This window comes from Amycolatopsis sp. NPDC003865 (assembly GCF_053605345.1).
The window spans coordinates 172,936-195,271 of record NZ_JBSGJA010000018.1 but is presented as its reverse complement, the minus strand read 5'-3'; the positions used below and the strand labels follow the sequence as shown (position 1 = coordinate 195,271).

At 71.4% G+C, this 22,336-nt stretch carries 21 protein-coding genes and 1 riboswitch; of the genes, 9 read left to right on the top strand and 12 right to left on the bottom strand.

Going from position 1 to position 22,336, the window contains the following annotated elements:
• Nucleotides 1–2 precede the first annotated feature (2 nt).
• Nucleotides 3–1,121 carry a hypothetical protein gene (locus ACWEVP_RS35530; RefSeq protein ID WP_452066949.1) on the bottom strand — a complete coding sequence of 373 codons (1,119 nt, stop codon included), beginning with the start codon at nt 1,119–1,121 and terminating at the stop codon, nt 3–5.
• A 350-nt stretch (nt 1,122–1,471) separates the two neighbouring features.
• On the opposite strand from ACWEVP_RS35530, the gene ACWEVP_RS35525 reads away from it, so the two are divergent.
• The 4 genes from ACWEVP_RS35525 to ACWEVP_RS35510 all read left to right on the top strand — a co-directional run bounded on the left by ACWEVP_RS35525 (nt 1,472) and on the right by ACWEVP_RS35510 (nt 3,596).
• Nucleotides 1,472–2,077: a 50S ribosomal protein L25/general stress protein Ctc gene (locus tag ACWEVP_RS35525; protein WP_452066948.1), complete on the top strand. Its 606-nt coding sequence runs from the start codon at nt 1,472–1,474 to the stop codon at nt 2,075–2,077.
• Nucleotides 2,078–2,141: 64 nt separating this feature from the next.
• Nucleotides 2,142–2,735, top strand: a complete 594-nt coding sequence (pth, locus tag ACWEVP_RS35520) for an aminoacyl-tRNA hydrolase (protein WP_452066947.1) — start codon at nt 2,142–2,144, stop codon at nt 2,733–2,735.
• Nucleotides 2,736–2,756: 21 nt separating this feature from the next.
• The gene (locus ACWEVP_RS35515; protein ID WP_452066946.1) at nt 2,757–3,068 is read left to right on the top strand and encodes a DivIVA domain-containing protein; all 312 of its coding nucleotides are present in this window, start codon (nt 2,757–2,759) and stop codon (nt 3,066–3,068) included.
• A gap of 171 nt (nt 3,069–3,239) precedes the next feature.
• Nucleotides 3,240–3,596 carry a DivIVA domain-containing protein gene (locus ACWEVP_RS35510; RefSeq protein WP_452066945.1) on the top strand — a complete coding sequence of 119 codons (357 nt, stop codon included), beginning with the start codon at nt 3,240–3,242 and terminating at the stop codon, nt 3,594–3,596.
• A 42-nt stretch (nt 3,597–3,638) separates the two neighbouring features.
• On the opposite strand, the gene ACWEVP_RS35505 is transcribed toward ACWEVP_RS35510, so the two are convergent.
• From ACWEVP_RS35505 to metG, 8 genes are all read right to left on the bottom strand, one after another.
• Nucleotides 3,639–5,327, bottom strand: a complete 1,689-nt coding sequence (locus ACWEVP_RS35505) for a fatty acyl-AMP ligase (protein WP_452066944.1) — start codon at nt 5,325–5,327, stop codon at nt 3,639–3,641.
• Between the two features lie 25 nt (nt 5,328–5,352).
• Nucleotides 5,353–7,116, bottom strand: a complete 1,764-nt coding sequence (locus tag ACWEVP_RS35500; RefSeq protein ID WP_452066943.1) for an ABC-F family ATP-binding cassette domain-containing protein — start codon at nt 7,114–7,116, stop codon at nt 5,353–5,355.
• Between the two features lie 40 nt (nt 7,117–7,156).
• Nucleotides 7,157–8,119 carry a 4-(cytidine 5'-diphospho)-2-C-methyl-D-erythritol kinase gene (locus ACWEVP_RS35495; RefSeq protein ID WP_452066942.1) on the bottom strand — a complete coding sequence of 321 codons (963 nt, stop codon included), beginning with the start codon at nt 8,117–8,119 and terminating at the stop codon, nt 7,157–7,159.
• Between the two features lie 70 nt (nt 8,120–8,189).
• On the bottom strand, nt 8,190–9,200 hold the full coding sequence (locus tag ACWEVP_RS35490) for a methionine ABC transporter ATP-binding protein (RefSeq protein WP_452066941.1): 1,011 nt from the start codon (nt 9,198–9,200) through the stop codon (nt 8,190–8,192).
• A 209-nt stretch (nt 9,201–9,409) separates the two neighbouring features.
• Nucleotides 9,410–9,500: riboswitch (SAM riboswitch) on the bottom strand.
• Nucleotides 9,501–9,638: 138 nt separating this feature from the next.
• Nucleotides 9,639–10,475 (bottom strand): 16S rRNA (adenine(1518)-N(6)/adenine(1519)-N(6))-dimethyltransferase RsmA, encoded by an 837-nt coding sequence (gene rsmA, locus ACWEVP_RS35485; protein ID WP_452066940.1) that lies wholly within the window; start codon nt 10,473–10,475, stop codon nt 9,639–9,641.
• Nucleotides 10,476–10,592: 117 nt separating this feature from the next.
• Complete coding sequence (locus ACWEVP_RS35480) at nt 10,593–12,017, bottom strand: transglycosylase family protein (RefSeq protein WP_452066939.1); 1,425 nt, start codon at nt 12,015–12,017, stop codon at nt 10,593–10,595.
• Between the two features lie 209 nt (nt 12,018–12,226).
• Complete coding sequence (locus ACWEVP_RS35475) at nt 12,227–13,063, bottom strand: TatD family hydrolase (protein WP_452066938.1); 837 nt, start codon at nt 13,061–13,063, stop codon at nt 12,227–12,229.
• Nucleotides 13,064–13,072: 9 nt separating this feature from the next.
• Nucleotides 13,073–14,869, bottom strand: a complete 1,797-nt coding sequence (gene metG, locus ACWEVP_RS35470; protein ID WP_452066937.1) for a methionine--tRNA ligase — start codon at nt 14,867–14,869, stop codon at nt 13,073–13,075.
• A gap of 371 nt (nt 14,870–15,240) precedes the next feature.
• Here metG and ACWEVP_RS35465 point away from each other — a divergent pair, with 371 nt between their 5' ends.
• Nucleotides 15,241–15,855, top strand: coding sequence for a glycoside hydrolase family 25 protein (locus ACWEVP_RS35465; protein WP_452066936.1), 615 nt, complete (start codon nt 15,241–15,243; stop codon nt 15,853–15,855).
• Between the two features lie 19 nt (nt 15,856–15,874).
• Nucleotides 15,875–17,104: an aminodeoxychorismate synthase component I gene (locus ACWEVP_RS35460; protein WP_452066935.1), complete on the top strand. Its 1,230-nt coding sequence runs from the start codon at nt 15,875–15,877 to the stop codon at nt 17,102–17,104.
• Here ACWEVP_RS35460 and ACWEVP_RS35455 read toward each other — a convergent pair.
• Nucleotides 17,081–18,037, bottom strand: coding sequence for a quinone oxidoreductase family protein (locus tag ACWEVP_RS35455; RefSeq protein WP_452066934.1), 957 nt, complete (start codon nt 18,035–18,037; stop codon nt 17,081–17,083). The genes ACWEVP_RS35460 and ACWEVP_RS35455 overlap by 24 nt on opposite strands.
• Before the next feature lie 42 nt (nt 18,038–18,079).
• Here ACWEVP_RS35455 and ACWEVP_RS35450 point away from each other — a divergent pair, with 42 nt between their 5' ends.
• Nucleotides 18,080–18,613: a QsdR family transcriptional regulator gene (locus ACWEVP_RS35450; protein WP_452066933.1), complete on the top strand. Its 534-nt coding sequence runs from the start codon at nt 18,080–18,082 to the stop codon at nt 18,611–18,613.
• Here ACWEVP_RS35450 and rsmI read toward each other — a convergent pair.
• Complete coding sequence (rsmI, locus tag ACWEVP_RS35445) at nt 18,606–19,442, bottom strand: 16S rRNA (cytidine(1402)-2'-O)-methyltransferase (protein WP_452066932.1); 837 nt, start codon at nt 19,440–19,442, stop codon at nt 18,606–18,608. The genes ACWEVP_RS35450 and rsmI overlap by 8 nt on opposite strands.
• Nucleotides 19,443–19,510: 68 nt before the next feature.
• On the opposite strand from rsmI, the gene ACWEVP_RS35440 reads away from it, so the two are divergent.
• Together ACWEVP_RS35440 and ACWEVP_RS35435 are read left to right on the top strand one after the other, a co-directional pair.
• On the top strand, nt 19,511–21,079 hold the full coding sequence (locus tag ACWEVP_RS35440) for a dolichyl-phosphate-mannose--protein mannosyltransferase (protein WP_452066931.1): 1,569 nt from the start codon (nt 19,511–19,513) through the stop codon (nt 21,077–21,079).
• Entirely contained in the window at nt 21,076–21,606 is a 531-nt protein-coding gene (locus ACWEVP_RS35435; protein WP_452066930.1) for a GNAT family N-acetyltransferase, read from the top strand. The genes ACWEVP_RS35440 and ACWEVP_RS35435 overlap by 4 nt, the downstream gene beginning before the upstream one ends.
• Here ACWEVP_RS35435 and ACWEVP_RS35430 read toward each other — a convergent pair.
• Nucleotides 21,578–22,291, bottom strand: a complete 714-nt coding sequence (locus ACWEVP_RS35430; protein ID WP_452067000.1) for an AraC family transcriptional regulator — start codon at nt 22,289–22,291, stop codon at nt 21,578–21,580. The two genes, ACWEVP_RS35435 and ACWEVP_RS35430, sit on opposite strands and share 29 nt — an antisense overlap.
• Nucleotides 22,292–22,336: the final 45 nt, after the last annotated feature.

Here is a 22,336-nt window from a genome sequence, read left to right as displayed (position 1 = left end):
GCTCAGCCGCCCAGGCCGGCGAACTCGGCCGCGACCTGCTGCTTCACGGCGTTGACGTCGAGGGCCGCGCGGACCTCCGCGGTCGCGTTCGGCTTGGACAGGACCTGGTAGCTCGCCGTGCGGTTCGGCAGCTTGAACTTGACCGTGCAGGACATCTTGACCGTCGCGTACGGCTCGGCGTCGGCCGCCGCCGTGCAGGTCTGCGAACCGAGCGAATCGGCGCTCACCTCGACCGAGAGGTTGATGTGCACGACGCTCTTCCCGCCGCCCGACGGCGAGCCGACGACGCTGGTGGAGACGTCGACGGTCGTCGTGCAGGAGCCGACGAAGTCCTTGCAGTCGAGCTTGTCGTTCGTGACGACGGCGCTGGCCTGCACCAGGCCTTCGAACGGCTGGCCCAGCCCGCCGACGGTGTTGTCGAGGTCGGTGTGGAACGTCTTGAGCGCGTCGCCGGTGAGCTGGTCGACGCGGAATTCGGTGCCGAACTTCGGGCCGGCCTGCGGGTCGAGCAGCGCCGGGGCGAAGCTGACCACCCGGTTCGGCTTCGCCGTCGTGACGCGCAGGACGCTGGGTGCCGCGCCGAGCTGGTAGACCTCGGTGCCGTCCGGGAGCTTCGCCTTGACGGGGTCGCCCAGCCGGTCGAGGCCGGACAGTGCCTTGCGCAGCCCGTCGGCCAGCGCCTTCGGGGCGAACCGCGCGGCCGGGTCGAGCGGCAGCTCGGAGCCGAGGGAACGCACCCAGCTCGTGCCGAACTGCGTGCCCTCGTCGATGGCGTGCGCCTTCCAGTAGTCGGCGTCGGCCTGCAGGTAGAACTGCCCCGCGGCGGCGGTCACCTGGACGACGCGGCCCTCCAGCGGCAGCCCGCCGAGCGCGTTGCCGCCGCGGGTGACCCGGAACTGCTGCTCGGCGCCGTTGACCGCCGACTTCAAGGCGAGCGCGGGTGCCTGGCCCAGCGCGGTCAGCGCGGCGTCGACCGCGGTGCGCTGCTCGGCGCGCCGGTCGGCCGTCTGCTGCCCGGCCGCGGAGACCCCGGCGGTGCCGGGGACCGCCACCTGGCAGCCGGCCAGCAGTCCGCCCAGCAGCAGCACCGCCGCCGCCGTCGTGGCCCGTCGAGCCCGCATCTTCCGCCCCCTGCTCTCCCGCTGTACCCGAGGACACCTCGGCCGGTGAAGTCCCGCCACCGGATTTGTGTCGTCACGCACCGGGGTTCAGGAGGGTTCTAGCCTGGGCCGGGCCCCCGCCGCAACCCACCGTGATGAGGTTGGTTTACACTCTTGAGGTTGTCTCGGCGAGGCGGGGCCCTTCTGGGGTGCCCGGCGTGATCGACGCGGCGGCTCGAGTAGCCCCCGTCGTCGTGCACGCCCGGAAACTCGCCGCCGAACGCAACCGCCTGAACAGAACAACGCAAGCATCCCCCGCCGCAGCATGCTGTCTCCCGCACCATGTTCGTGATTTGAAGGAGTGCCACACCGTGTCCGAGGTACGTCTGTCCGTCGAGCCGCGCACCGAGTTCGGCAAGGGCGCCGCGCGTCGCACGCGTCGCGCCGGCAAGATCCCCGCCGTTCTCTACGGCCACGGCTCGGACCCGCGGCACTTCGCGCTGCCGGCCATCGAGTTCGCCCGCGTCGTCCGTGAGAACGGCTCCAACGCCGTCATCACCCTCGCCATCGAGGGCTCCGACGAGCTCGCGCTGACGAAGACGATCGTCGTGCACCCGCTGAAGAACTACATCGAGCACGTCGACCTGCTGGTCGTGAAGCGCGGCGAGAAGATCGTCGTCGACGTCCCGGTCGTCGTCTCCGGCACCCCCGGCCCCGGCGGCCTGGTCAACCAGGACGTCGACACCCTGCAGGTCGAGGTCGAGGCGCTGCACATCCCGGAGCAGTTCGAGGTCTCCATCGAGGGCCTCGAGATCGGCAGCCAGGTGCTGGCCGGCCAGGTCGAGCTGCCCAAGGGCGCGACCCTGGTCACCGACCCCGAGGCGCTGGTCGTGGCCGTCAACGAGCCGCAGCGCGAAGAGACCGAGGACGAGGCCGCCGCCGAGGCGGGCGAAGAGTCGGCCGAAGCCGCCGAATAATCCGCCTTCCTCCCCACCACCACCCTCAACGGAGGAGCTTCGCTCCGCTGTTACATTTTTGCGCATGACCGAAGACCTGCCCGGGGCCGGCGAGCTGATCCTGCTCGCCGGCCTCGGCAATCCCGGGCCCCAGTACGCCGGAAACCGGCACAACGTCGGCTTCATGGTGCTGGACGAGCTCGCCACCCGCATCGGCGGCAAGTTCAAGGCGCACAAGAGCGGCGGCGAGGTGCTCGAAGGCCGGCTGGGCGGCCGCCGCGTCGTGCTGGTGAAGCCGCGGTCGTACATGAACGTTTCCGGCGGCCCGGTGGTCGGCGCCGCGCGGTTCTACAAGGTGCCGCCGTCCGGCGTGGTCGTGGTGCACGACGAGCTGGACGTCGACTTCGGCGCGCTGAAGCTGAAGTTCGGCGGCGGCGACAACGGCCACAATGGACTCCGCTCGATCACGAAGTCGCTCGGCACCCGCGACTACTACCGGGTCCGGTTCGGCATCGGCCGCCCGCCCGGCCGCCAGGACCCGGCGGACTTCGTCCTGAAGGACTTCTCGACGGTCGAGCGCAAGGAGCTCCCGTTCGAGGTGGACCGCTGCGCGGACGCGACCGAGGCGCTGGTCGGTACCGGCCTCGCGGCCGCGCAGAACGCCTTCCATGCGGGCTGACTCCGGTGGCAAGGTGAGCCCATGACCCCTGACGAAGTCCGGGCGATCGCGTTCGGCAAACCCCGCTTCGGCCGGCGCGGCTACAACGAGGACGAGGTCGACGCGTTCCTCGACCTGATCGCCGAGGCGCTGTCCGGTCGCAACATCCTGACCGCGGACGACATCCACTACGTCGAGTTCACGATCATGCCGGTCGGCATGCGCTCCTACGACCAGGGCCAGGTGGACCTGTTCCTCGACGAGGCCGAGGCCGCACTGGTGGAGCTGCGGAACCCGCGGCCGGCCGTCGAGGAGCGCCCGCAGGGCCCGAAGAAGTGGTTCGGCCGGTCCTGAGGCGTGTGAGACCGGCCACAACGCGCTGGGTAATCCCTGCTCACCCACAGGCGGCCGGCGACCGCCCGTCGGGGTGAGCTTCGGGGTCCGACTCTTCCGGGGGAGCCCGTCCGCGGGTTAGGACGGTGTACGGCAGTTAGCACCGCCCAACCCCCGGAATCGGAGAGTTGCATGTCGTTCACCGCCGAAGACCTCGCCGAGGTCACCTTCGGTAACGCCCCGATCGGCCGCCGCGGCTACGCGAAGCAGGAGGTCGACGAGTTCGTCCGGCGCATCGCCAAGACGTTCGCCGAGGAGGACGACCTGACCGCCGCCGAAGTGCACCACGTGGTGTTCGCGAAGCCGCTGATCGGCAAGCGCGGCTACGACGAGCGCGAAGTCGACGACTTCCTGGACCGGGTCGAGGACCAGCTCGCCGCCCGCACCGGCCATGCCCCGGACCTCCCGGGCGCCCGCACGCCCTCGGAAGCCACGGCCTCGCGCGCCACCCCGCCGACGTTGCGCGCGGAGCGCCTCCAGCAGCGCTGACCACGCCGGCGGCGGGTCGTCACGGCCCGCCGCCGGAGTGCGTCAGGCGTCGGCGTTCTTCGAGATCTTCTCCGCGAACTGGACCGCCGTGGCCGCGCGCTTGACCTTGCCCGACGGCGTCTTCGGCAGGCTCCCCGCCGGCAGCACGACCACCGCGTACGGCCGCATGTCCACGGCGTCGCGGACCCGCGCCGAGACCTGCTTCATCAGGTTCTTCTCGGCCTCGGCGTCGCCCGCCAGCTTCGACTCCACGACCACCGCGAACCGCTCGCGGCGGCTGCCCGCGTCCAGCCGGACCGCCACGGCGTTGCCCGCCCGGACCCCGTCGACCGACGTCGCCGCGCGCTCGATGTCCGTCGGGTACAGGTTGCGGCCGCCCATGATGATGACGTCCTTGCGGCGGCCGCAGATGACGATCTGACCGTCCACCAGGTACCCGAGGTCGCCGGTGTTCAGCCAGCCCTCGTCGTCCTGGGTCGCGACCGGGCCCTCCATGGTCAGGTAGCCGGGCGTCACGGCCTCGCCGCGCAGCCGGATTTCGCCGACCTCGCGGTCGCCGACCCGCGCCCCCGCTTCGTTGACGATCTCCGCTTCCAGCCCGTCCAGCGGACGGCCGAGCAGCGCGAACGACCGGACGCTGTCGGTACCGCGGCGCGGGTCGCCTTCCGGCACCGGCACCGCCCGGTTGTCGGCTTCGAGCGCGTCGGCTTCGACGACGTCGAGCGTGAGCCCGGTGAACAGCGGCGCGAACGACACGGCCAGCGTCGCCTCGGCCATGCCGTAGGCCGGGAAAACGCATTCCGCGGGCATCTTGAACCGCGCCCCGGCGTCCACAAAGGTCTGGACGGCGGTCTCGTCGATGGGCTCGGCGCCGTTGAGGGCGATGCGCAGCTTCGAGAGGTCGTAGGCGTTGTCGTCGTCGACGCGGGCCATCCGGCGCCCGACGATGGCGTAGGCGAAGTTCGGCGCCGCCGTCGTCGTGCCGCCGTACTTGGTGATCAGCTCCGGCCAGATCAACGGCCCGGAGAGGAACTCGACCGGCGTGATCTTGACGAGCTCGACGCCGAAGGTCATCGGCACGGTCAGGAAGCCGACCATGCCCATGTCGTGGAAGGTCGGCAGCCACGACACCATGACGTCGACGTCGAAGTCGAACTCCGCGCGGTCGACCATGGCCTTGACGTTGGAGTACAGGTTCCCGTAGGTGATCCGCACGGCCTTGGGGTCGGCGGTCGAGCCGCTGGTCAGCTGCAGCAGCGCGGTGTCGCCCTCGTCGGTGGCGACGACCTCGTCGAGCGGCGCGGCCTTCGTGAGGTCCGTGATCAGCTTGAACCCGATGCCCTTTTCTTCGAGCACGGGCGCGAGCTGGTCGAAGGGCTCGCCCAGCAGCACGAGGTCCGACCCGATCATCCCGAGCACGCGCACGGTGTCCTCGGCCCACTCGGCGAGATCGGTCCGCGGGGTCGGCTGGTGCAGCATGGTGACGCTGCCCCCGGCCAGCCAGACGGCCTGCACGGTCGGCGCGATCAACACGGGCGCGGCGGCGAGCACGCCGACGGCGGTTCCCGGCCGGAACCCCGCGGCGACGAGGCCCCCGGCGATCCGCCGGGCTTCTTCGTGCACCTCACCCCAGGTCCGCCGGACCGGCTCCTTCGGCTCCCCGGTGACCATGCCACGCTGCTGACCCCGGCCCGCCGCGGTGGCGACGAGCGTGTCCACGAACCTGCTCATGGAGCAGACATTACTGGGAGCTGTGTCACTCCAGCAGTTCGGAGGTCTCCAGCCACCGGCCCTCGACGTCCTCGATCTCGCCCTGGACGCCCTTCAGCTCCGCGTTCAGCTCCATCAGCTTCGCCGGGTCCGTCGCCGCCTCCAGCAGCGACGCGTGGAGCTTCTCCTCCTTCGCGTGCAGCTGGTCCAGCTTGCGCTCCAGCCGGCCCAGTTCCTTCTGCGCCGCACGCAGGTCCGCCGCCGACTTCTTCGCTTCGACCTTCTCCGCGGAGGGCGCCGGGCCCGCGGCCGGCTGAGCGGCCGCGCGGCGGTTCAGGTACTCCTCGATCCCGCCCGGCAGGTGCGTGATCCGGCCGTCTCCGAACAACGCGACGATCGTGTCGCAGACCCGTTCCACCAGGTAGCGGTCGTGCGACACCACGACCATCGTGCCCGGCCAGCCGTCGAGGAGGTCCTCCAGCTGCTGGAGCGTGTCGATGTCGAGGTCGTTCGTCGGCTCGTCCAGCAGCAGCACGTTCGGCTCGGCCATCAGCAGCCGGCACAGCTGCAGCCGGCGCCGCTCGCCGCCCGACAGGTCGCCGACCGGGGTCCACTGGCGGGCCTGCGGGAACCCGAGCTTCTCGCCCAGCTGCGACGCCGTCATCTCCTGCTTGCCGAACACCACGCGCCCGGCCACCTGCTCGATCGCCTGCAGCACGCGCAGGTCGCCGGGCAGGTCGTCGAGCTCCTGGCGCAGGTGCGCGAGCGCGACCGTCTTGCCCTCGATGCGGCGGCCGGTCGAGCCCTCGACGTCGCCGCCGAGCAGCTTCAGCAGCGACGTCTTGCCCGAGCCGTTCACCCCGACCAGGCCGATCCGGTCGCCCGGGCCGATCCGCCAGGTGACGTGGTCGAGCAGCGTCCGCTCGCCGACCTGGTAGGTCGTGTCCTCCAGCTCCAGCACCGTCTTGCCGAGCCGCCGCTTGGCGAACGCCTGCAGCTCGACGGAGTCGCGTGGCGGCGGGACGTCGGCGATCAGCGCTTCGGCCGCTTCGACGCGGTAGCGCGGCTTCGACGAGCGCGCCTGCGGGCCGCGGCGCAGCCACGCCAGTTCCTTGCGGGCCAGGTTCTGCCGCTTCTCCTCCGCCGTCGCGGCCAGCCGCGCCCGCTCGGCGCGCGCGAAGATCCAGTCCGCGTAACCGCCTTCGTACTGCTCGACGCGGCCGTTCGCGACCTCCCACGTCAGCGTCGCGACCGTGTCGAGGAACCACCGGTCGTGGGTGACGACCACGACGGCGATCCGGCGGGACAGGAGGTGGTCGGCGAGCCAGCGGACACCTTCGACGTCCAGGTGGTTGGTCGGCTCGTCGAGCACGACCAGGTCGAGCTCGCCGGTCAGCGCGGCGGCGAGTGAAACGCGGCGCCGCTCGCCGCCGGAGAGGTTCGCGGTCGGCGTGTCCAGCCCGATCGCGGTGATCCCGAGTCCGTCCACAATGGAGCGAACGCGGGCGTCGGCGGCCCATTCGTGCTCGGCGCCGTAGCGTTCGAGGACGACGTCGCCGACCGTACTGCCGTCCGGCAGCTCGGTGCGCTGGGTGACCACCGCCATCCGGAGGTCGCGAACCTGGCTCACCCGACCGGAATCCGGCTCGGCGAGTCCGGAAAGGACTTCCAGCAGGGTGGTCTTGCCGCCGCCGTTGAGGCCGACGACGCCGATGCGCTGCCCGGCCGCGACACCCAGCGACACGCCGTCCAGGAGCGGGCGAACCCCGTAGGACTTGCTCACCGCCTCCAGGTTGACCAGGTTGGCCATCCGGATCCTTTCCTCAGTAACAGAAGTCCACAGTGGACGATCAAGCGTGCACGCGCGGCGGGGCCGGGCGCGGCGCGTCGTCGCCACCGACGACGCGGGCGCCGGGGACCGGGCCGTGCGCCACCCGGACCGTGCGGCACACCCCGGCACCCGACAGCTCGGCGGCGACCTCGACCGCCGTCTGCGCGTCCTCGCAGAGGAACGCGCAGGTCGGGCCGGAGCCGGAGACCGTGCCGGCGAGCGCGCCCGCGTTGACGCCCGCGCGCAGCGTGCGGCGCAGGCCCGGCCGCAGCGACACCGCCGCCGCCTGGAGGTCGTTGCCCAGCAGCAGCGCCAGCTGCCGCGGGTCACCCGATGCCAGCGCCTCGACGACCGGGGTGTGCGAGCCGATCCGCGGCGGGTTGCCGTCCGCGCGCAGCCGGTCGAGCTCGCCGAACACCTTCGGCGTCGACAGGCCCTGCTCGTCGAAGGCGAGCACCCAGTGGAAGGTGTGCCGGGAGAGCACCGGGACGAGCCGCTCTCCGCGCCCGGTGCCCAGCGCGGTGCCGCCGTAGAGCGCGAACGGGACGTCGCTGCCCAGGCCGGCGGCGATTTCGGCGAGTTCGTCGCGCGTGACGTCGAGGTTCCACAGGCTCGCCAGCCCGACCAGGGTCGCGGCCGCGTCGGCACTGCCGCCCGCCATGCCGCCCGCGACCGGGATGCCCTTGCGCAGCACCACCCGGACCTTCGGGTCGCCGGAGCGCCCGACGTGCGCGGACAGCGCTTCGACCGCGCGCCAGGCCAGGTTTTCGGGGCCGGTCGGGACCGAGCCCTCCCCCTCGCCGTAGACCTCGATGCCGGGCTCTTCGGTGACCGCGACGGTCACCTCGTCGGTCAGCGACAGCGCCTGGAAGACGGTCACCAGCTCGTGGTAACCGTCTTCGCGCAGGTCGTCGACCGCCAGGTGCAGGTTGACCTTGGCCGGAACCCGGACGGTGACTGGGGGCGGAACTACGGCGAGCACCCGACCAGCCTACGTGCCCGCGAAAACGCCCCGATGCGCCATGCGCATCGGGGCGTTCTCGGGGTTCGGGTCAGGCCGCGACGCCCTGGGGGCCGCGAGCGGTGTGCGTCACGTGGCCGCCGCGCTCGGCGACCCAGGCCAGGGCCGCGTCGGCGCGCTCGCCGCGGACACCCAGGCGGAAGCGGCCGACCGGGGTGTCGCCGATCCGGGTCAGGCCGCCGCCGATGGTGGCGAACTCGACGTCGAAGCGGCCCGCCGCCTCGGGCAGCAGCGCGCCGACCGACGCGAAGCCGACCAGCACGACGTCGACCGAGCGGTCGTAGCGCGACGCCTGCGAGCGCGTGGTCTCGATGGCGGGCAGCAGCGCCTGCGCGGTGCGGCTGGCCGGGTTCGAGATCAGGTCGAGCACCGTGCCGCGCTCGACGACTGTGCCGTCCTCGAGCACCGCGACGTCGTCGCAGACCCGGCGGACCACGCCGGCGTCCGGCGTCGTGATGACAACCGTGGTGCCCAGCTCGGAGCGGGCGCGGTCGAGCACGGCGAGGACCGAACCGGCCTCCTCCGGGTCGACGCCGGCCGTCGGGTCGTCGGCGAGCAGCACGGCGGGCGCCGCCGCGAGGGCCTTGGCGACCGCGACGCGGCGGAGCTGACCCTCCGACAGCTCGCCGGGACGCTGCGTCGCGCGCTGCGTCAGGCCGACCAGGTCGAGCAGCGAGCCGACCCGGCTGCGGCGCTGCGGGCCGTCGACGCCGAGCTGCTCGAGCGGGGAGGCGATGTTGCCGGCGATGGTGCGCTCGGCGATCAGCTCCGGCTTGGTCGAGACGACGCCGAGCTGGCGGCGGATCTCGCGCAGGCGGCGGCCGTCGAGGGTGCCGGTGTTGAGGCCGTCGAGCCGGACGACACCGCGGTCGGGCCGCTCCTGCAGCGCGATGCAGCGGGCGAGGACGGACTTGCCGGACCCGGCGGGACCGACCACGCCGAACAGCGAGCCCGCCTGGACGTCGACGCTCACGTCGCGCAGGGCGAGGACCGAATTTCCGTTGGTGGCAAAGGATTTGGACAGGTTTTCGACGGTGATCACGAAGGCTCCAGAAAACGGGGTGCGCGCGGCGCGCGGCACCCGGCCGCAAGCGAAAGTCGTCCTAAGTGGACGGTGCGTGAAGAAGAGGTGGACCGGCTACGACGAGCTCAGTGGGAGCGTCGACATGCGGTCACGGAGCGGCGGCCTTCGTCGACAACGCGACGCCTGGTCAGGAGCAGGGGGCGGGCTACCCTCTTCATCGGAAACGGCCTCCATCGGTCCTGGCGGTAGCACCTGCCCTGCGGAGGGTGGTTGCTGCGACTTCGGCGAGCCAGGTCTCTCAGTCGCTCGGGATGGACGTACTGAGTAAAACCGATCCCGAGGAGCGAACGCAAGCCCGTCGGCCCAGATCACACGACTGGAGGTGTCCGAATCGCGACATGGCACGGCAAGAGGCGTGCTTTTCGCCGACCGGCGTCGACTTCCACTGTGGACCTGCTAACGGACGGCGGCGATCCGGGCGAAGTCGTGCACGTCCAGTTGTTCACCGCGGGTCTTCGGATCGATCCCGGCGGCCGTGAGCAGCTCCCCCGCGCGCTCGGCGGAGCCCGCCCAGCCCGCGAGCGCGGCGCGGAGGGTCTTCCGGCGTTGCGAGAAGGCGGCGTCGACGAGGCCGAAGAGCCGATCGCGGTCGTCCGACGCCGGAGCGTCACCGCGCTCGAAGGCGACGAGCGCCGAGTCGACGTTGGGCACCGGCCAGAACACCGAGCGCGGCACGGCGGCGACCTTGCGCGCCGGGCCGTACCAGGCGAGCTTGACGCTGGGGACGCCGTAGATCCGGCTGCCGGGTCCGGCGGCCATCCGGTCGGCGACCTCGGTCTGGACCATGACGAGACCCTTGGCGAGCGAGGGCACTTCGGCGAGCAGATGCAGCACGACGGGGACGGCGACGTTGTAGGGCAGGTTGGCGACGAGCGCGGTCGGCTCGCCCAGTTCCTCGCGGGTGACGCGGAGGGCATCGGCCCCGACGACGGTCAGCCGGCCCGCGGCCTCGGGCCCCCGCTCGGCGACGGTCTTGGGGAGCCGTTCGGCGAGCTTGGGATCGATCTCGACGGCGACGACGTGCGCACCGGTGGCGAGCAGGCCGAGGGTCAGCGAGCCGAGCCCGGGCCCGACCTCGAGGACGACGTCGTCTTCGGCGACGCCGGCCAGCTCGACGATCCGCCGGACGGTGTTGGGATCGTGCACGAAGTTCTGCCCGAGCTTCTTGGTCGGCCGCACGTCGAGTTCGGCCGCCAGCCCGCGGATTTCGGCCGGTCCCAGCAGTTCAACCACCGGACGAGCTTACCGATCGTGGTCCGGCGGGCTTCCGCTCGGTGCAAGTCGTCGTGGCAGACCCAGGAACGCGAACGGCCCCCACCTCGTCGAGGTGAGGGCCGTTCGGAAAAGCTCTCAGGCCTTCTTGCCGCAGACCGGCCAGGCGCTGTAGCCGCCACGGGCGTCGCGGACCTTCTCCGCGATCGCGATCTGCTGCTCGCGCGACGCCTGGTTCGGGTACGCCGCGTACGCGTCGCCGCCGTAGGCGTCCCACGTGCGCTTGTCGAACTGGAGGCCGCCGTAGTAGCCGTTGCCCGTGTTGATGGCCCAGTTGCCGCCCGACTCGCACTGCGCGATGCGGTCCCACGCCGAGCCGTCGCCGATCGCCGGCGTCGGGGCCTGCTTGGTGCCGACGTGGATGATCTTCGGCTTCGGCTGGGTGATGACCTGCTCGGAGATGCTCTCGCGGGAGACCTCTTTGCCGTTCTTCTGCGTGACCTTGTAGGTCACCATCTTCTCGCCCGGCGTGCCCGGGTCCTCGACCGAGGTCTTGCCCTTGGCGAGGTCCGGGTCGTCGACGCGCTGCTCGGGCGGGTCGATGCTCTCCTTCTGGACGACCGTCGAGACGCCGGTGCGGCTGATGTGCACCTCGGCGCCGTCGGTCAGCTTGACGTCCAGGCCGCCCTCGGCCTGGTCCTCCGGGCCCAGGGTGAGCTTGTACTCGCCCAGGAACTCCTTCGTCGTGACCGCGGTCGTCTTCACCTGCTTCGGCGCGTTGGCGCCGTCGTACAGGGTGATGTTCTTCAGGGTCTTGATCTCGACGGTGGCGCCCTGCAGGGGCAGCTCGCCGTCCTTCGGCATCGACATCCACGTGCCGGGCTTGTCCAGCTCGGTCATGCCGAGCTGGCCCAGGGCGTCACCGAGGTGGGTGGCGCGGACCCAGGAGGTGTGCTCCGCGCCATCGACGATCATCTTCAGCTGGCGGCCGCGCTCGAGCTTGATGACGCCGCCGTCGCCGACCTCCGCCTGTGGGGAGGGGGAGAGCGAGTCGTGCGCGCCCACGGACAGGCCGGCGTCCTCCAGCACCTCGCCGACGGTGTCGCCGAACGAGTGCACGGTGGTCTGCTGGCCGTCGACGTCGACGGTGATGCTCTTGTTCATCGCCAGCGCGGCCGCGCCGCCGCCGGCGATGGAAATCATGACGCTGAGGACGGCGCCCTTGAGGAAGCGGCGCTTCCAGACCTTGGTCGTCTGGCGGAGGCCCTCGTCCAGAGCCGCACGACGCGCTTCGGGGGAAGCGGTGCGGTCCTCCTCGAGGCCGTCCGGGATGACGATCGGCGGCAGGTACGTCGTCTCGGCGTTGATGAGGCGGATCAGCTCGTCGACGTCGACGTCGATCTCGGCCATCATCGCGTCGGCGTCGGGGCCGAGCGCGGCGAGGATGTCCTGCTGCGTGATGTTCGGGTCGTCGGAGAAGTCGAGCTGGCCGTATGCGGTGTCCTCGAAATAACTGCGTTCGAGGACGGCGGAGCGCGCTCCAGCCTGTCTGCTACCTGTCACCGGGGATCGTTCCCTTTCACGAGACGGCGGTCGGGGGCGCCGTCTCTACGACTGGGCGTGACGATCGGGAACTGCTGAGCGCAGGTCCGACCGGCACGATCACGGGACAGTAACGGGTCGCGGCGGGTTGCGCAAACACCCCCCGGAGTGTCGTGATCCCCGTCACTCCATCAGGTGGACGATCAAGGACCCCTGATGTCGCAATGCGTTCAACCCGTTGTGACACTGGGGAGTCGGTAGACGCGCTCGGCGGTGGTCCGGACCGATTCGGCGACTTCGTGGACAGCTTCGCCCCTGAGCGCCGCGAGGTGACGGACGGTGTAAGCGGCGCCGAACGGCTCGTTCGGCCGCCCACGGAACGGGTGGGGGGTCAGAAACGGCGCGTCGGTCTCGACGAGGTACTGGTCCGCCGGGCAGAGCCGGGCCGCCTCGTGCAGTCCCTTCGCGTTCTTGAACGTCACCGTGCCCGCGAAGGAAAGGACGTATCCCGCGTCCAGGCACTTGCGGGCCATTTCCGCGTCCCCGGAAAAACAATGGAAGATTACGGCGTTCGGCGCATTCTCTTCGGCCAGGATGCGCAGCACGTCGTCGTGGGCCTCGCGGTCGTGGATCATCAGCGGCTTGTCCAGCCGCTTGGCGAGGTCGATGTGCCAGCGGAACGCCTCCTGCTGGGCGTCGTGCGGCGAGTAGTCCCAGTAGTAGTCGAGGCCGGTCTCGCCGACGGCGACCACGCGGTCGGTCGCGGCCAGGCGCTCCACCTCGGACTTCTCGGCCTCGCCGAACTCCTTGGTCCGCGTCGGGTGGACGGCGACGGCGGCCCAGACCCGGCGGTCCCAGGTGGCGGCCTCGGCGGCCCAGCGGGCCGAAGCGAGGTCGTCCGCCACCGTGACGACGCGGGCGACGCCGGCGCGCTCGGCGCGGTCGACCATGGCCGTGACATCGGCCGCGGTGACCGCGCCGCACGCGTCGAGATGGGTGTGCGCGTCCACCACCGTCACCGGGAGCCGGTCCGGGACCGGCGGCAGCTCGCGCTTCTGATCACCCATGCGTTCTTCTTACTCCTTGATGATCGGCGCCCACTCCGGACCGGTCTCGCCGAGCGCCGGGTCGAGCTTGGTGAACAGCGGCGACGGCTTGGCCAGGGGCTTGCCGACCTCGATCGGCGTCGACTCCCACTTCGCCTGCTCGGCCGCGTAGTCGCCGGTCAGGATCGGGTTGACCCGGCCGTCGATGTCGAGGTCCTCGACCTCTTTCAGCTCCGGCTGGGCGGCCCAGACGCCGGTGCCGCCGAGGGCCTCGTGCACCTTCTGGGCCGAGTGCGGCAGGAACGGCGTCAGCAGCGTGTTGGCGTCCGAGACGACCTGCAACGCGGTGTGCAGCACGGTGTCGCGCCGCGTCGGGTCGTCCTTGAGCTTCCACGGCTCCTGGTCGGAGATGTACTTGTTCGCCGCGGTGACGACCTTCATCGCCTCGCTCGCCGCCAGCTTGAACCGGGACCGGGCCAGGTGCGCGCCCGCGGTGTCGAACGCCTTGCGGGAAAGCGCCTTCAGCTCTTCGTCGGCCGCGGTCGGGGCCTCCGGCCGCGGGATGGCGCCGACGTTCTTGTGCGCCATCGAGATGGACCGGTTGACCAGGTTGCCCCACTCGTTGGCCAGCTCGAAGTTGGTCCGGCGGACGAACTCGTCCCAGGTGAAGTCGGTGTCCTGGGTCTCCGGGCCGGCGACCGAGATGAAGTACCGCAGCGTGTCCGGGCCGAAGTCGCGCAGGAAGTCCTCGACGTAGATCACGCGCCCGCGCGAGGTCGAGAACTTCGAGCCGCTCATGGTGAGGAACTCGCTGGAGACGATCTCGTCGGGCAGGTGCAGCCGGCCGTACTTGCCCGGCTCGCCGCCCTTGTCGCCCTCGCCGTTGTGCCCGAACAGCAGCGCCGGCCAGATCTGGGCGTGGAAGGTGATGTTGTCCTTGCCCATGAAGTAGTACGACCGGGCGTCGGCGTTGTTCCACCACTCCTGCCACGCGTCCGGATTGCCGGACCGGCGGGCCCACTCGACGCTGGCCGAGAAGTACCCGATCACCGCGTCGAACCAGACGTAGAACCGCTTCAGCGGCTGGTCGCGCCAGCCGTCGAGGGGGATCTTGACGCCCCAGTCGAGGTCGCGGGTGATCGGCCGCGGCCGCATGTCGTCGATCAGGTTCTTGGTGAAGTTGAGGACGTTCGGGCGCCAGTCGGTCTTGGTGCCCAGCCAGTCGCCGAGGGTCTTGGTGAACGCGGGCAGGTCGAGGAAGTAGTGCTCGGTCTCGACGAACTTCGGCGTCTCGCCGTTGATCCGCGACTTCGGGTTGATCAGCTCCGCGGCGTCGAGCTGGTTGCCGCAGTTGTCGCACTGGTCGCCGCGCGCGCCGTCGTACCCGCAGATCGGGCAGGTGCCCTCGACGTAGCGGTCGGGCAGCGTGCGGCCGGTGGACGGGCTGATCGCGCCGCGCGTGGTCTTCGGCACGACGTAGCCGTTGCGGTGCAGCGCCAGGAAGATCTGCTGCGTCACCTCGGCGTGGTTGCCGGTGGTGGTCCGCGTGAACAGGTCGTAGGACAGGCCCAGGCCCTGCAGGTCGTTGCCGATCTGGCGGGTGTACTTGTCCGCCGTCTGCTGCGGGGTCGAGTTCTCCTTGTCGGCCTGGACGGTGATCGGGGTGCCGTGTTCGTCGGTCCCGGACACCATGAGCACCCGGTTGCCGGCCATTCGCTGGTAGCGGGAGAAGACGTCGGACGGGACGCCGAATCCGGACACGTGGCCGATGTGGCGGGGGCCGTTGGCGTAGGGCCAGGCCACCGCGGTCAACACAGGGGTGCTCATACCTTATTAGCCTACGGAGGGCGTCACGCGCTTTGTCGGGAGGGAGGCCCCGGTTGCCGGACTCGGGGTGGTGCGAGCCGCCCGGCCGGCAAGTGGCCGAGGGAGCCCGCGACCGGCCGGGGGTGCCCGAGCGACCGGCTACGTCACCCAGGGCGGCGGCCGCACGCCGGAGACCGAGGTTGCCGGCGAGCTCGACCTGGCCGGCCCGGCGTCGCGCCGAGGTGGTGATGTCGTCCGGGGCGGTGGGCCGGCCGGCCGTCCAGCGCTACCCCCCGCTTGTCGAAAACGCCTGATCAACCAGCGGGTTGTCACTGCGGGTCCGCCTCCGGCGACGTATGGTGTGCTCTCCACCGACGTGCCGGGGGCGGACTGTGACGGAACCGGAGAGCGAACGCGGGATCTCGCTGTCCCACCGGGAGCGGGTGACCGACTGGCACGCCGTCCGCGGGGCGGAGACCCGGTTCGTGTCGGTGACGATCAGCGAGAACGTCAACTGGACCAGCTCCGCGGCCGAGCGCAACCTGGCCGGCGCGCAGGAGGCGGGCCTGCACGTCGGCGGCCGGCACTACGCCCGCCCCGGCGCGGCGCACGACCAGGCCGACCACTTCGTCCGCACGGCCAGCAGGCTCGGCGCGTTCGCGCCCGGTTCGCTGGCGCCGGCGCTGGAGGTGGCGGCGCCGAGCGTGGACGACCGGTTCATCAAGACGTGGATCAAGCACGTCCGGCACGCGGCGCGCATCGAGCGGGTGCTCGTCTACGCCGACCACGACTGCTGGGCCAACCGGCTGCACCCGGACCGCTGGGCCGACAGCGAGGTCGTGCTGTGGCTGGTCCGGCACAACGGCATCCCCGGGCGGCCGGGCTGGTTCCACTCGCGGCTCGGCGTGCACCAGCACGCGTACGGCCCGGACGTGCGGGGCGTCGACGGGCCGGTGGAGCAGAACGCCGTCGTGTACCCGTTCACATTGGGTGACCTGCTGCTCTGACGTGTGGTGGTATGTCGCCATGCGCGTGACGAGCAGGGCACTCCGGACGGAAGTCACGCCCGCGCGCGCTTTTTCGGTGCTTGCCCACCACAACGCGTCGCGCGGGCTGCCGCCACCGGCGATGGTGTCCGGCGACTGGTTCTCTTCACGGGCGGTCATCGCGCCTTCGCTCGCGGTCGCGCCTGGCGGCTTTCCCGCGTGCCCGGAGGTCGATGCCCCGCCGGGCGTGATCGGCGGCGGCTGGTTCGGGTACCTGGCGTACGACGGCTCCGGCGCGCTCCCGCCGGCCGCGTGGGGTTGGGCGGACCACGTGCTGCGGTGGTCCGCTTCGGGCACCTGCTACCTGGAGTCCCTCGACGGCGGCGGGCCGTCGGTGTCCACAATGGAGTCACTGCTGACGTCTTCGGCCGGGGCGCTTTCCTGGTCCTCGGGACCCCTGCGGCGTCCGTTGCCGTCGGAGCACCGGGACGCGGTGAAGGCGTGCGTGCACGCGATCGAGGCCGGCGAGCTGTTCCAGGCGAACATCTGCAGCCGGTTCACGGGGTCGTTTTCGGGGTCCCCCGCCGCTTTGTTCGCGGCCGGGGTGTCCTCTTTGGATCCGCGGCGGGCGGCGTTCGTCTCGGGCCCGTGGGGGTCGGTGGTTTCGTTCTCCCCGGAGCTGTTCCTCGCCCGCCACGGCCGCGCGGTCCGGTCGACACCGATCAAGGGCACGCTCCCCCGCCGGGGCCCGGCCGACGACGGGAACGCCCTGTTGCTGCGCCAGTCGGTGAAGGACGTCGCCGAGAACGTGATGATCACGGACCTGGTGCGCAACGACCTCGGCCGGGTGTGCGAGGTGGGGTCGGTGACGGTGCCGTCGCTGCTGCGGGTCCGGCCGGCACCGGGGGTGTGGCACCTGGACTCGACGGTGACGGGGACGCTGCGACCGTCCGTTTCGGACAGTCTCCTGCTGGCGGCGGCCTTCCCGCCCGGTTCCGTGACGGGCGCGCCGAAGATCCGCGCGCTGGACCTGATCGCCGACCTGGAACCGTGCGGACGCGGGGTCTACACGGGAGCGATCGGCCTGGTGTCCCCGGCGGCGGGGCTGGAGCTGAACGTGGCGATCCGGACGTTCGAGATCGCCGACGGCACGGTGTCCCTGGGCGTGGGCGGCGGTATCACGGCCGATTCCGACCCGGAGGCGGAGTGGCAGGAGTGCCTGCACAAGGCGGCACCCCTGGAACGCCTACTTGCCGGGGTCGAGCAGTAGCTTGCCGACCGTCTTGCGGGAGCGCAGGGCCTCGTGCGCGCCGCGGGCGTCCGACAGCGGGTACTCGCCGCCCGGGATCGCCTTGAGCCTGCCTTCTCCGACGAGCGCGAACAGCTCGTTCAGCGCCGTCCCGAAGACGTTGCCCGGCAGGCGGAAGACGTGCGGCAGCCACATGCCGCTGATGGTCGTGCTGTGGCCGAGGACGTTGCGGAGTTCGACGGGCTTCGGCGCCTCCCGGCCGGCCATGCCGTAGAAGGCGAGCCGGCCGAACGGCGCGAGCGCGGCGATGCTCTGGTCGGTCGTGGTGCCGCCGACCATGTCGAGCACGACGTCGACGCGGCGGCCCTCGTTGGCCTCGACGAGGGTCTGGGTCATGTCCTCGGCCCGCGAGTCGACGGCGACGTCGGCGCCGAGTTCGAGCGCGAGAGCGCGCTTCTCGTCGCTGCTGGCGGTGGCGATGACGCGGCCGGCGCCCCAGGCCTTGGCGAGCTGGACGGCGACGGTCCCGACCCCGCCGGCGGCGGCGTGCACGACGACCGATTCGCCCGGTTCGAGGTGGGCGTTCCGCTTCAGCAGAACCCACGCGGTGGTGCCCTGGACCAGCATGGACAGCGCGGCGAGGTCGTCGACGCCGTCAGGGACGGGGAAGGTGGTCGCCTCGGGCGCGACGGCCTTCTCGGCGTACCCGCCACCGCCGTTGAGCAGGGCGACGACCCGCTTGCCATCGTGCGTGCCGACCACCTCACCACCGGGCACGAGCGGCAGCTTCGACGGCGCGAGGTAGGAGTTCTCGGCCTGGTGGGTGTCGGCGTAGTTGACGCCGATGCGCTCGACGTCGATGAGGACCTCGCCGGGGCCGGCCACGGGATCGGGCAGCTCGACCGGCGTGAGCACCTCGGGTCCGCCGAACTCGGTCACCTGCACTGCGCGCATCTGCGTTTCCCTTCCCGTGGTGGCTGTGAGACATTCTGGCATATGTCTCAGGAGTTCGAGCGGGCACGTGAGTGGTTCCTGTCCGGCCGCCGCGTCGACATGGGCGAACTGGCGGAGTCGCTGTCGATCAGCCGGGCGACGCTGCACCGCCGGGTGGGATCCCGGGATCTGCTGCTGGGGGAGATCCTGTGGTCGCTGTCGTCGGCGTCGATCGCCCGGCTGTGGCCGTCGTGTGTCGGCCGAGGGGCGGCCGGGGTGGCGGACTTCGTGCGCGGGTACGTCCGGTTCGCGAACGAATCGCCGCCGTTCCGGGACTTCCTCCGCCGCGAACCGGAGCGGGCGTTGCGGCTGCTGACGACCCGCGCAAGCGTTTGCCAGCAGCGGACCACGTCCCGGCTCGCGGAGCTGCTGTCGGAGGAGGTCGCGGCGGGACGGCTGGAGCCGCCGTTGCCGGTGCCGGACCTGGCCTACCTGCTGGTGCGGATCGGGGAGTCGTTCGTGTACACGGACGTGATCACCGGGGATGCGCCGGACGCGGAGAAGGCGCATGCCGCGGTCACGGCGTTGCTCACTTGACCCGCGACGCCAGCACGGCGTCGTAAAGCTCCTTTTTGGACACCCCGGCGGCCTCGGCGACCTCCGCGGCCGCGGACTTCAGGCGCTCCCCCGACGCCACCCGCTCGGAAACCTCCGACACCAGGTCCGCCACCGAAACCGAGCGGGGCTCGGCGCCCGCGAGCACCACCGTGATCTCCCCGCGCACGCCCTCCTCGGCCCACGAAGCCAGCTCCGCGAGAGACCCGCGCTTCACCTCTTCGTACGTCTTCGTCAACTCTCGGCACACCGCGGCCTGCCGGGAACCACCCAGCACCGAAACCGCGTCCGCCAGCAACGACGCCAACCGGTGCGGAGACTCGAAGAACACCGCCGTGCGCGGCTCGGACACCAACGTCGACAACCACCGGGTCCGCTCCCCCGGCTTGCGCGGCGCGAACCCCTCGAAACAAAACCGGTCACACGGCAAACCGGACAAAGCGAGCGCCGTGGTCACCGCGGACGGGCCGGGCAGGCACGTCACCGGCAAGTCCGCGGCGACACAAGCCGACACCAGCCGGAAGCCCGGATCGGACACACTGGGCATACCGGCGTCGGTCACCAGCACCACCGTCTCGCCCGCGCGTAACGATTCGAGCAGCTTGGGCAGGCGCGCCGTTTCGACGTCCTCGTAGAAGCTCACCACCCGGCCCCGGGGAGTCACCTCCAGCGCGGCAGCCAGCGATCGCAGCCGCCGCGTGTCTTCGGCCGCGATCACGTCGGCTTCCGCCAGGGCCGAAGCCAGGCGCGGTGAGGCGTCACGGACGTCGCCGAGCGGGGTCGCGGCGAGGATGAGGCGGCCGGAGGTCACCGGGTCAGCCTAGGCTGATCAGCGGATCCCGACGACGTACGCCCCGCCGCGCCCGTAGGATCGCCCCCGTGACCGCGCTGCTGACCCGTGCCGACGACGAGAGCGTCCGGCCGGACCCGGTCGAGGCGCTCCGGCCGCCGACCGACCGCGAAGTGACCCTGCTCGGCCGCGGCATGCCGACCGACCGGTTGCGCGGCTGGGTCGTCACCCTCGTGCTGACCGTCATCGGCGGCATCGTCCGGCTGCAGAACCTCGGCGTGCCGACGGACAAGGGCAGCCCGGTCTTCGACGAGAAGCACTACGTGCCGCAGGCGTGGCAGGTGCTGCGCAACGGCGGTTACGAGGACAACTACGGCTACGAGCTGGTCGTCCACCCGCCGCTGGCGAAGCAGCTGATCGCGATCGGCGAATGGCTGTTCGGCTACAACGGCTGGGGCTGGCGGATCATGCCCGCGCTGGCCGGCACGCTCATCGTCTTCCTGACCATCCGCGTCGCCCGCCGCCTGACGCGCTCGACGCTGCTCGGCGGCATCGCGGGCATCCTGGTGATCAGCGACGGCGTGCTGCACCTGCAGTCGCGGATGGGGATGCTCGACATCTTCATCGCGCTGTTCGTGCTCGCCGCGTTCGCGTGCCTGCTCGTCGACCGCGACCAGGTGCGCACCCGGCTCGCGACAGCGGTGCGCGAAGGCTGGGTCAACGAGTCCGTGTGGGGCCCCAAGCTGGGCTTCCGCTGGTGGCGGTTCGCGACCGGGCTGATGATCGGGCTGACCTTCGGCGTCAAGTGGTCGGCGCTGTACTACATCGTCGCGTTCGGGCTGCTGTGCGTGTTCTTCGACGTGGCGGCCCGGCGCGCGGCCGGCGTCGAGCGCCCGTGGCTGGGCACGATCCGCCGGGACGTGCTGCCGGCGCTGTGGGCGATCCTGCTCATCCCGTTCCTGATGTACCTGGGCGCGTACTGGGCCTGGTTCGCGAGCGAAACGGCGACCGACCGGCACTACACGGAGATCAAGGACATCGCGCCGGGCTTCTGGTCGTGGGTCCCGGCGTCGCTGCGGTCGCTCGCCGACTACACGGGCAACGTCCTGCACTTCCACGAAACGCTGGTCACGCCGAAGGACAACCCGCACCCGTGGGAGTCGAAGCCGTGGACGTGGCCGATGGGGCTGCGCCCGATGCTCTACAGCTACGACGGCGACGTCACCGGCTGCGGCGAGGCCCGCTGCGTGAGCGCGACGATGCTGATCGGCACGCCGGCGATGTGGTGGCTGGCGATCCCGATGCTCGGCTGGTCGGTGTGGCGCTCGGTGTTCCGCGCGGACTGGCGCTACGCGGCGGTGCTGGTGGGCTACCTCGGCGGGTACGTCTTCTGGTTCACCAACATCGACCGCCAGATGTACTTCTTCTACGCGACTCCGCTGGCCGCGTTCCTGGTGCTGGGGTTGACGTTGTGCCTCGGCCAGATCCTGGGCAGCGCACGGCGCGGGTTCGAGAGACGCGGGACGGGCCTGCTCGTCGTGTCGCTGTACGTGGGGCTGGTGGTGGCCAACTTCGCGTGGCTGTGGCCGATCCTGAACGGCGTCGCGATCACGACGGGCCAGTGGGAGGCCGAGCGCTGGCTGCCGTCCTGGCGGTGAGCCTGGTCGAGCCGTCGCCGCGGTACCACCGGTCGTTCCTCGCCGCCCTGCGGGAGTACCACCGGGAGGGTTCGCACACCGAACTGGACCCGGACCTGCTCGCCGACCCGGAGCAGTTCCGGCGCTGGCTCGAAAGCGTGCGCGACGCCGGTCTGCGGGGCACCGGCACCATCGACCGCGACCGGGTCCCGCATCGGATCCTCTGGTGGGTCACCGGCGACGAGTACCTGGGCCGCGTCCGGCTCAACCTCCGGCTCAACGACGAGCTGGCCGAGTTCGGCGGCCACCTCGGCTACGACGTCCGGCCGTCGGCGCGCGGGCGGGGCCACGCCACCGCACTCCTGCGCGCGGCTCTGCGGGTCGCCCGGGAGTCCGGCATCGACGACGTCCTGCTCACCTGCGCTCCCGACAACCACGCTTCGCGGCGCGTGATCGAGCGCAACGGTGGCGTTCTCGCGGACACCAGCCGTGCCGGGCGGCTGCGCTACTGGTGCCGGCTCACCCCGCGAAGTACGCCCCCGGCGTGACGCCGACCGCGCGCCGGAACGCCGCGACGAACGCGCTCGCCGAGCTGTAGCCCACCCGGTGCGCCACCGTCTCCAGTGGTGCTCCCTGGGCCAGCAGCGGCAACGACGCACGCAGCCGCACCTGCGTGCGCCACGTCCCGAACGGCATCCGGCACTCGCGGACGAAGATGCGCGCCAGCGTCCGCTCCGCCGCGCCGACGTCCCGGCCGAGCTCCGCCAGGCTCCGCGGGTCCGCCGGGTTCGCGACCACCGCGCGCTCGACGTCGCGAGCCCGCGGGTCGGACGGCGACGGCACCACGATCGGCACCACGTCCAGGGGTTCCAACAGGTCGAACGCCACCGCCTCGGCGCGCAGCCGGGCGTCCGGGGCCACGCCGTCGCCGGTCAGGTACTCCAGCAGCTCGCGCAGCAGCGGCCGGACCACCACCACCCGGGGCACCGGCCACGAGACCGGGGACAACGCGGGATCCGCGTAGATGCCGCGCAGCGCCGCCCGGCCGATCGCGCCCGTGCGGTGCTGGACGCCCGCCGGCATCCACAGCGCGCGGGTCGGCGGGAGGACCCAGCCCGCGTCGCCCGCCTTCACCCCGACGACGCCGCGGGCGGACCAGACCAGCTGGTGGACCGGGTGCTCGTGCCAGGGGAACCAGGTGCCCGCGGGCAGGTCGACCTCGCCGATCAGCATGGCTTGGCTGTTTCGCGACATCAGTTGGCAGGCTATCGGCTACCG

Coding starts and splice junctions, on each gene's coding strand:
- ACWEVP_RS35455 (WP_452066934.1), bottom strand. CDS start 18,037: ATGCGCGCAGTGCAGGTGACCGAGTTCGGCGGACCCGAGGTGCTCACG.
- ACWEVP_RS35430 (WP_452067000.1), bottom strand. CDS start 22,291: ATGCTGATCGGCGAGGTCGACCTGCCCGCGGGCACCTGGTTCCCCTGG.
- ACWEVP_RS35530 (WP_452066949.1), bottom strand. CDS start 1,121: ATGCGGGCTCGACGGGCCACGACGGCGGCGGCGGTGCTGCTGCTGGGC.
- ACWEVP_RS35510 (WP_452066945.1), top strand. CDS start 3,240: ATGTCGTTCACCGCCGAAGACCTCGCCGAGGTCACCTTCGGTAACGCC.
- pth (WP_452066947.1), top strand. CDS start 2,142: ATGACCGAAGACCTGCCCGGGGCCGGCGAGCTGATCCTGCTCGCCGGC.
- ACWEVP_RS35450 (WP_452066933.1), top strand. CDS start 18,080: ATGTCTCAGGAGTTCGAGCGGGCACGTGAGTGGTTCCTGTCCGGCCGC.
- ACWEVP_RS35460 (WP_452066935.1), top strand. CDS start 15,875: ATGCGCGTGACGAGCAGGGCACTCCGGACGGAAGTCACGCCCGCGCGC.
- ACWEVP_RS35500 (WP_452066943.1), bottom strand. CDS start 7,116: ATGGCCAACCTGGTCAACCTGGAGGCGGTGAGCAAGTCCTACGGGGTT.
- ACWEVP_RS35505 (WP_452066944.1), bottom strand. CDS start 5,327: ATGAGCAGGTTCGTGGACACGCTCGTCGCCACCGCGGCGGGCCGGGGT.
- metG (WP_452066937.1), bottom strand. CDS start 14,869: ATGAGCACCCCTGTGTTGACCGCGGTGGCCTGGCCCTACGCCAACGGC.
- ACWEVP_RS35515 (WP_452066946.1), top strand. CDS start 2,757: ATGACCCCTGACGAAGTCCGGGCGATCGCGTTCGGCAAACCCCGCTTC.
- ACWEVP_RS35475 (WP_452066938.1), bottom strand. CDS start 13,063: ATGGGTGATCAGAAGCGCGAGCTGCCGCCGGTCCCGGACCGGCTCCCG.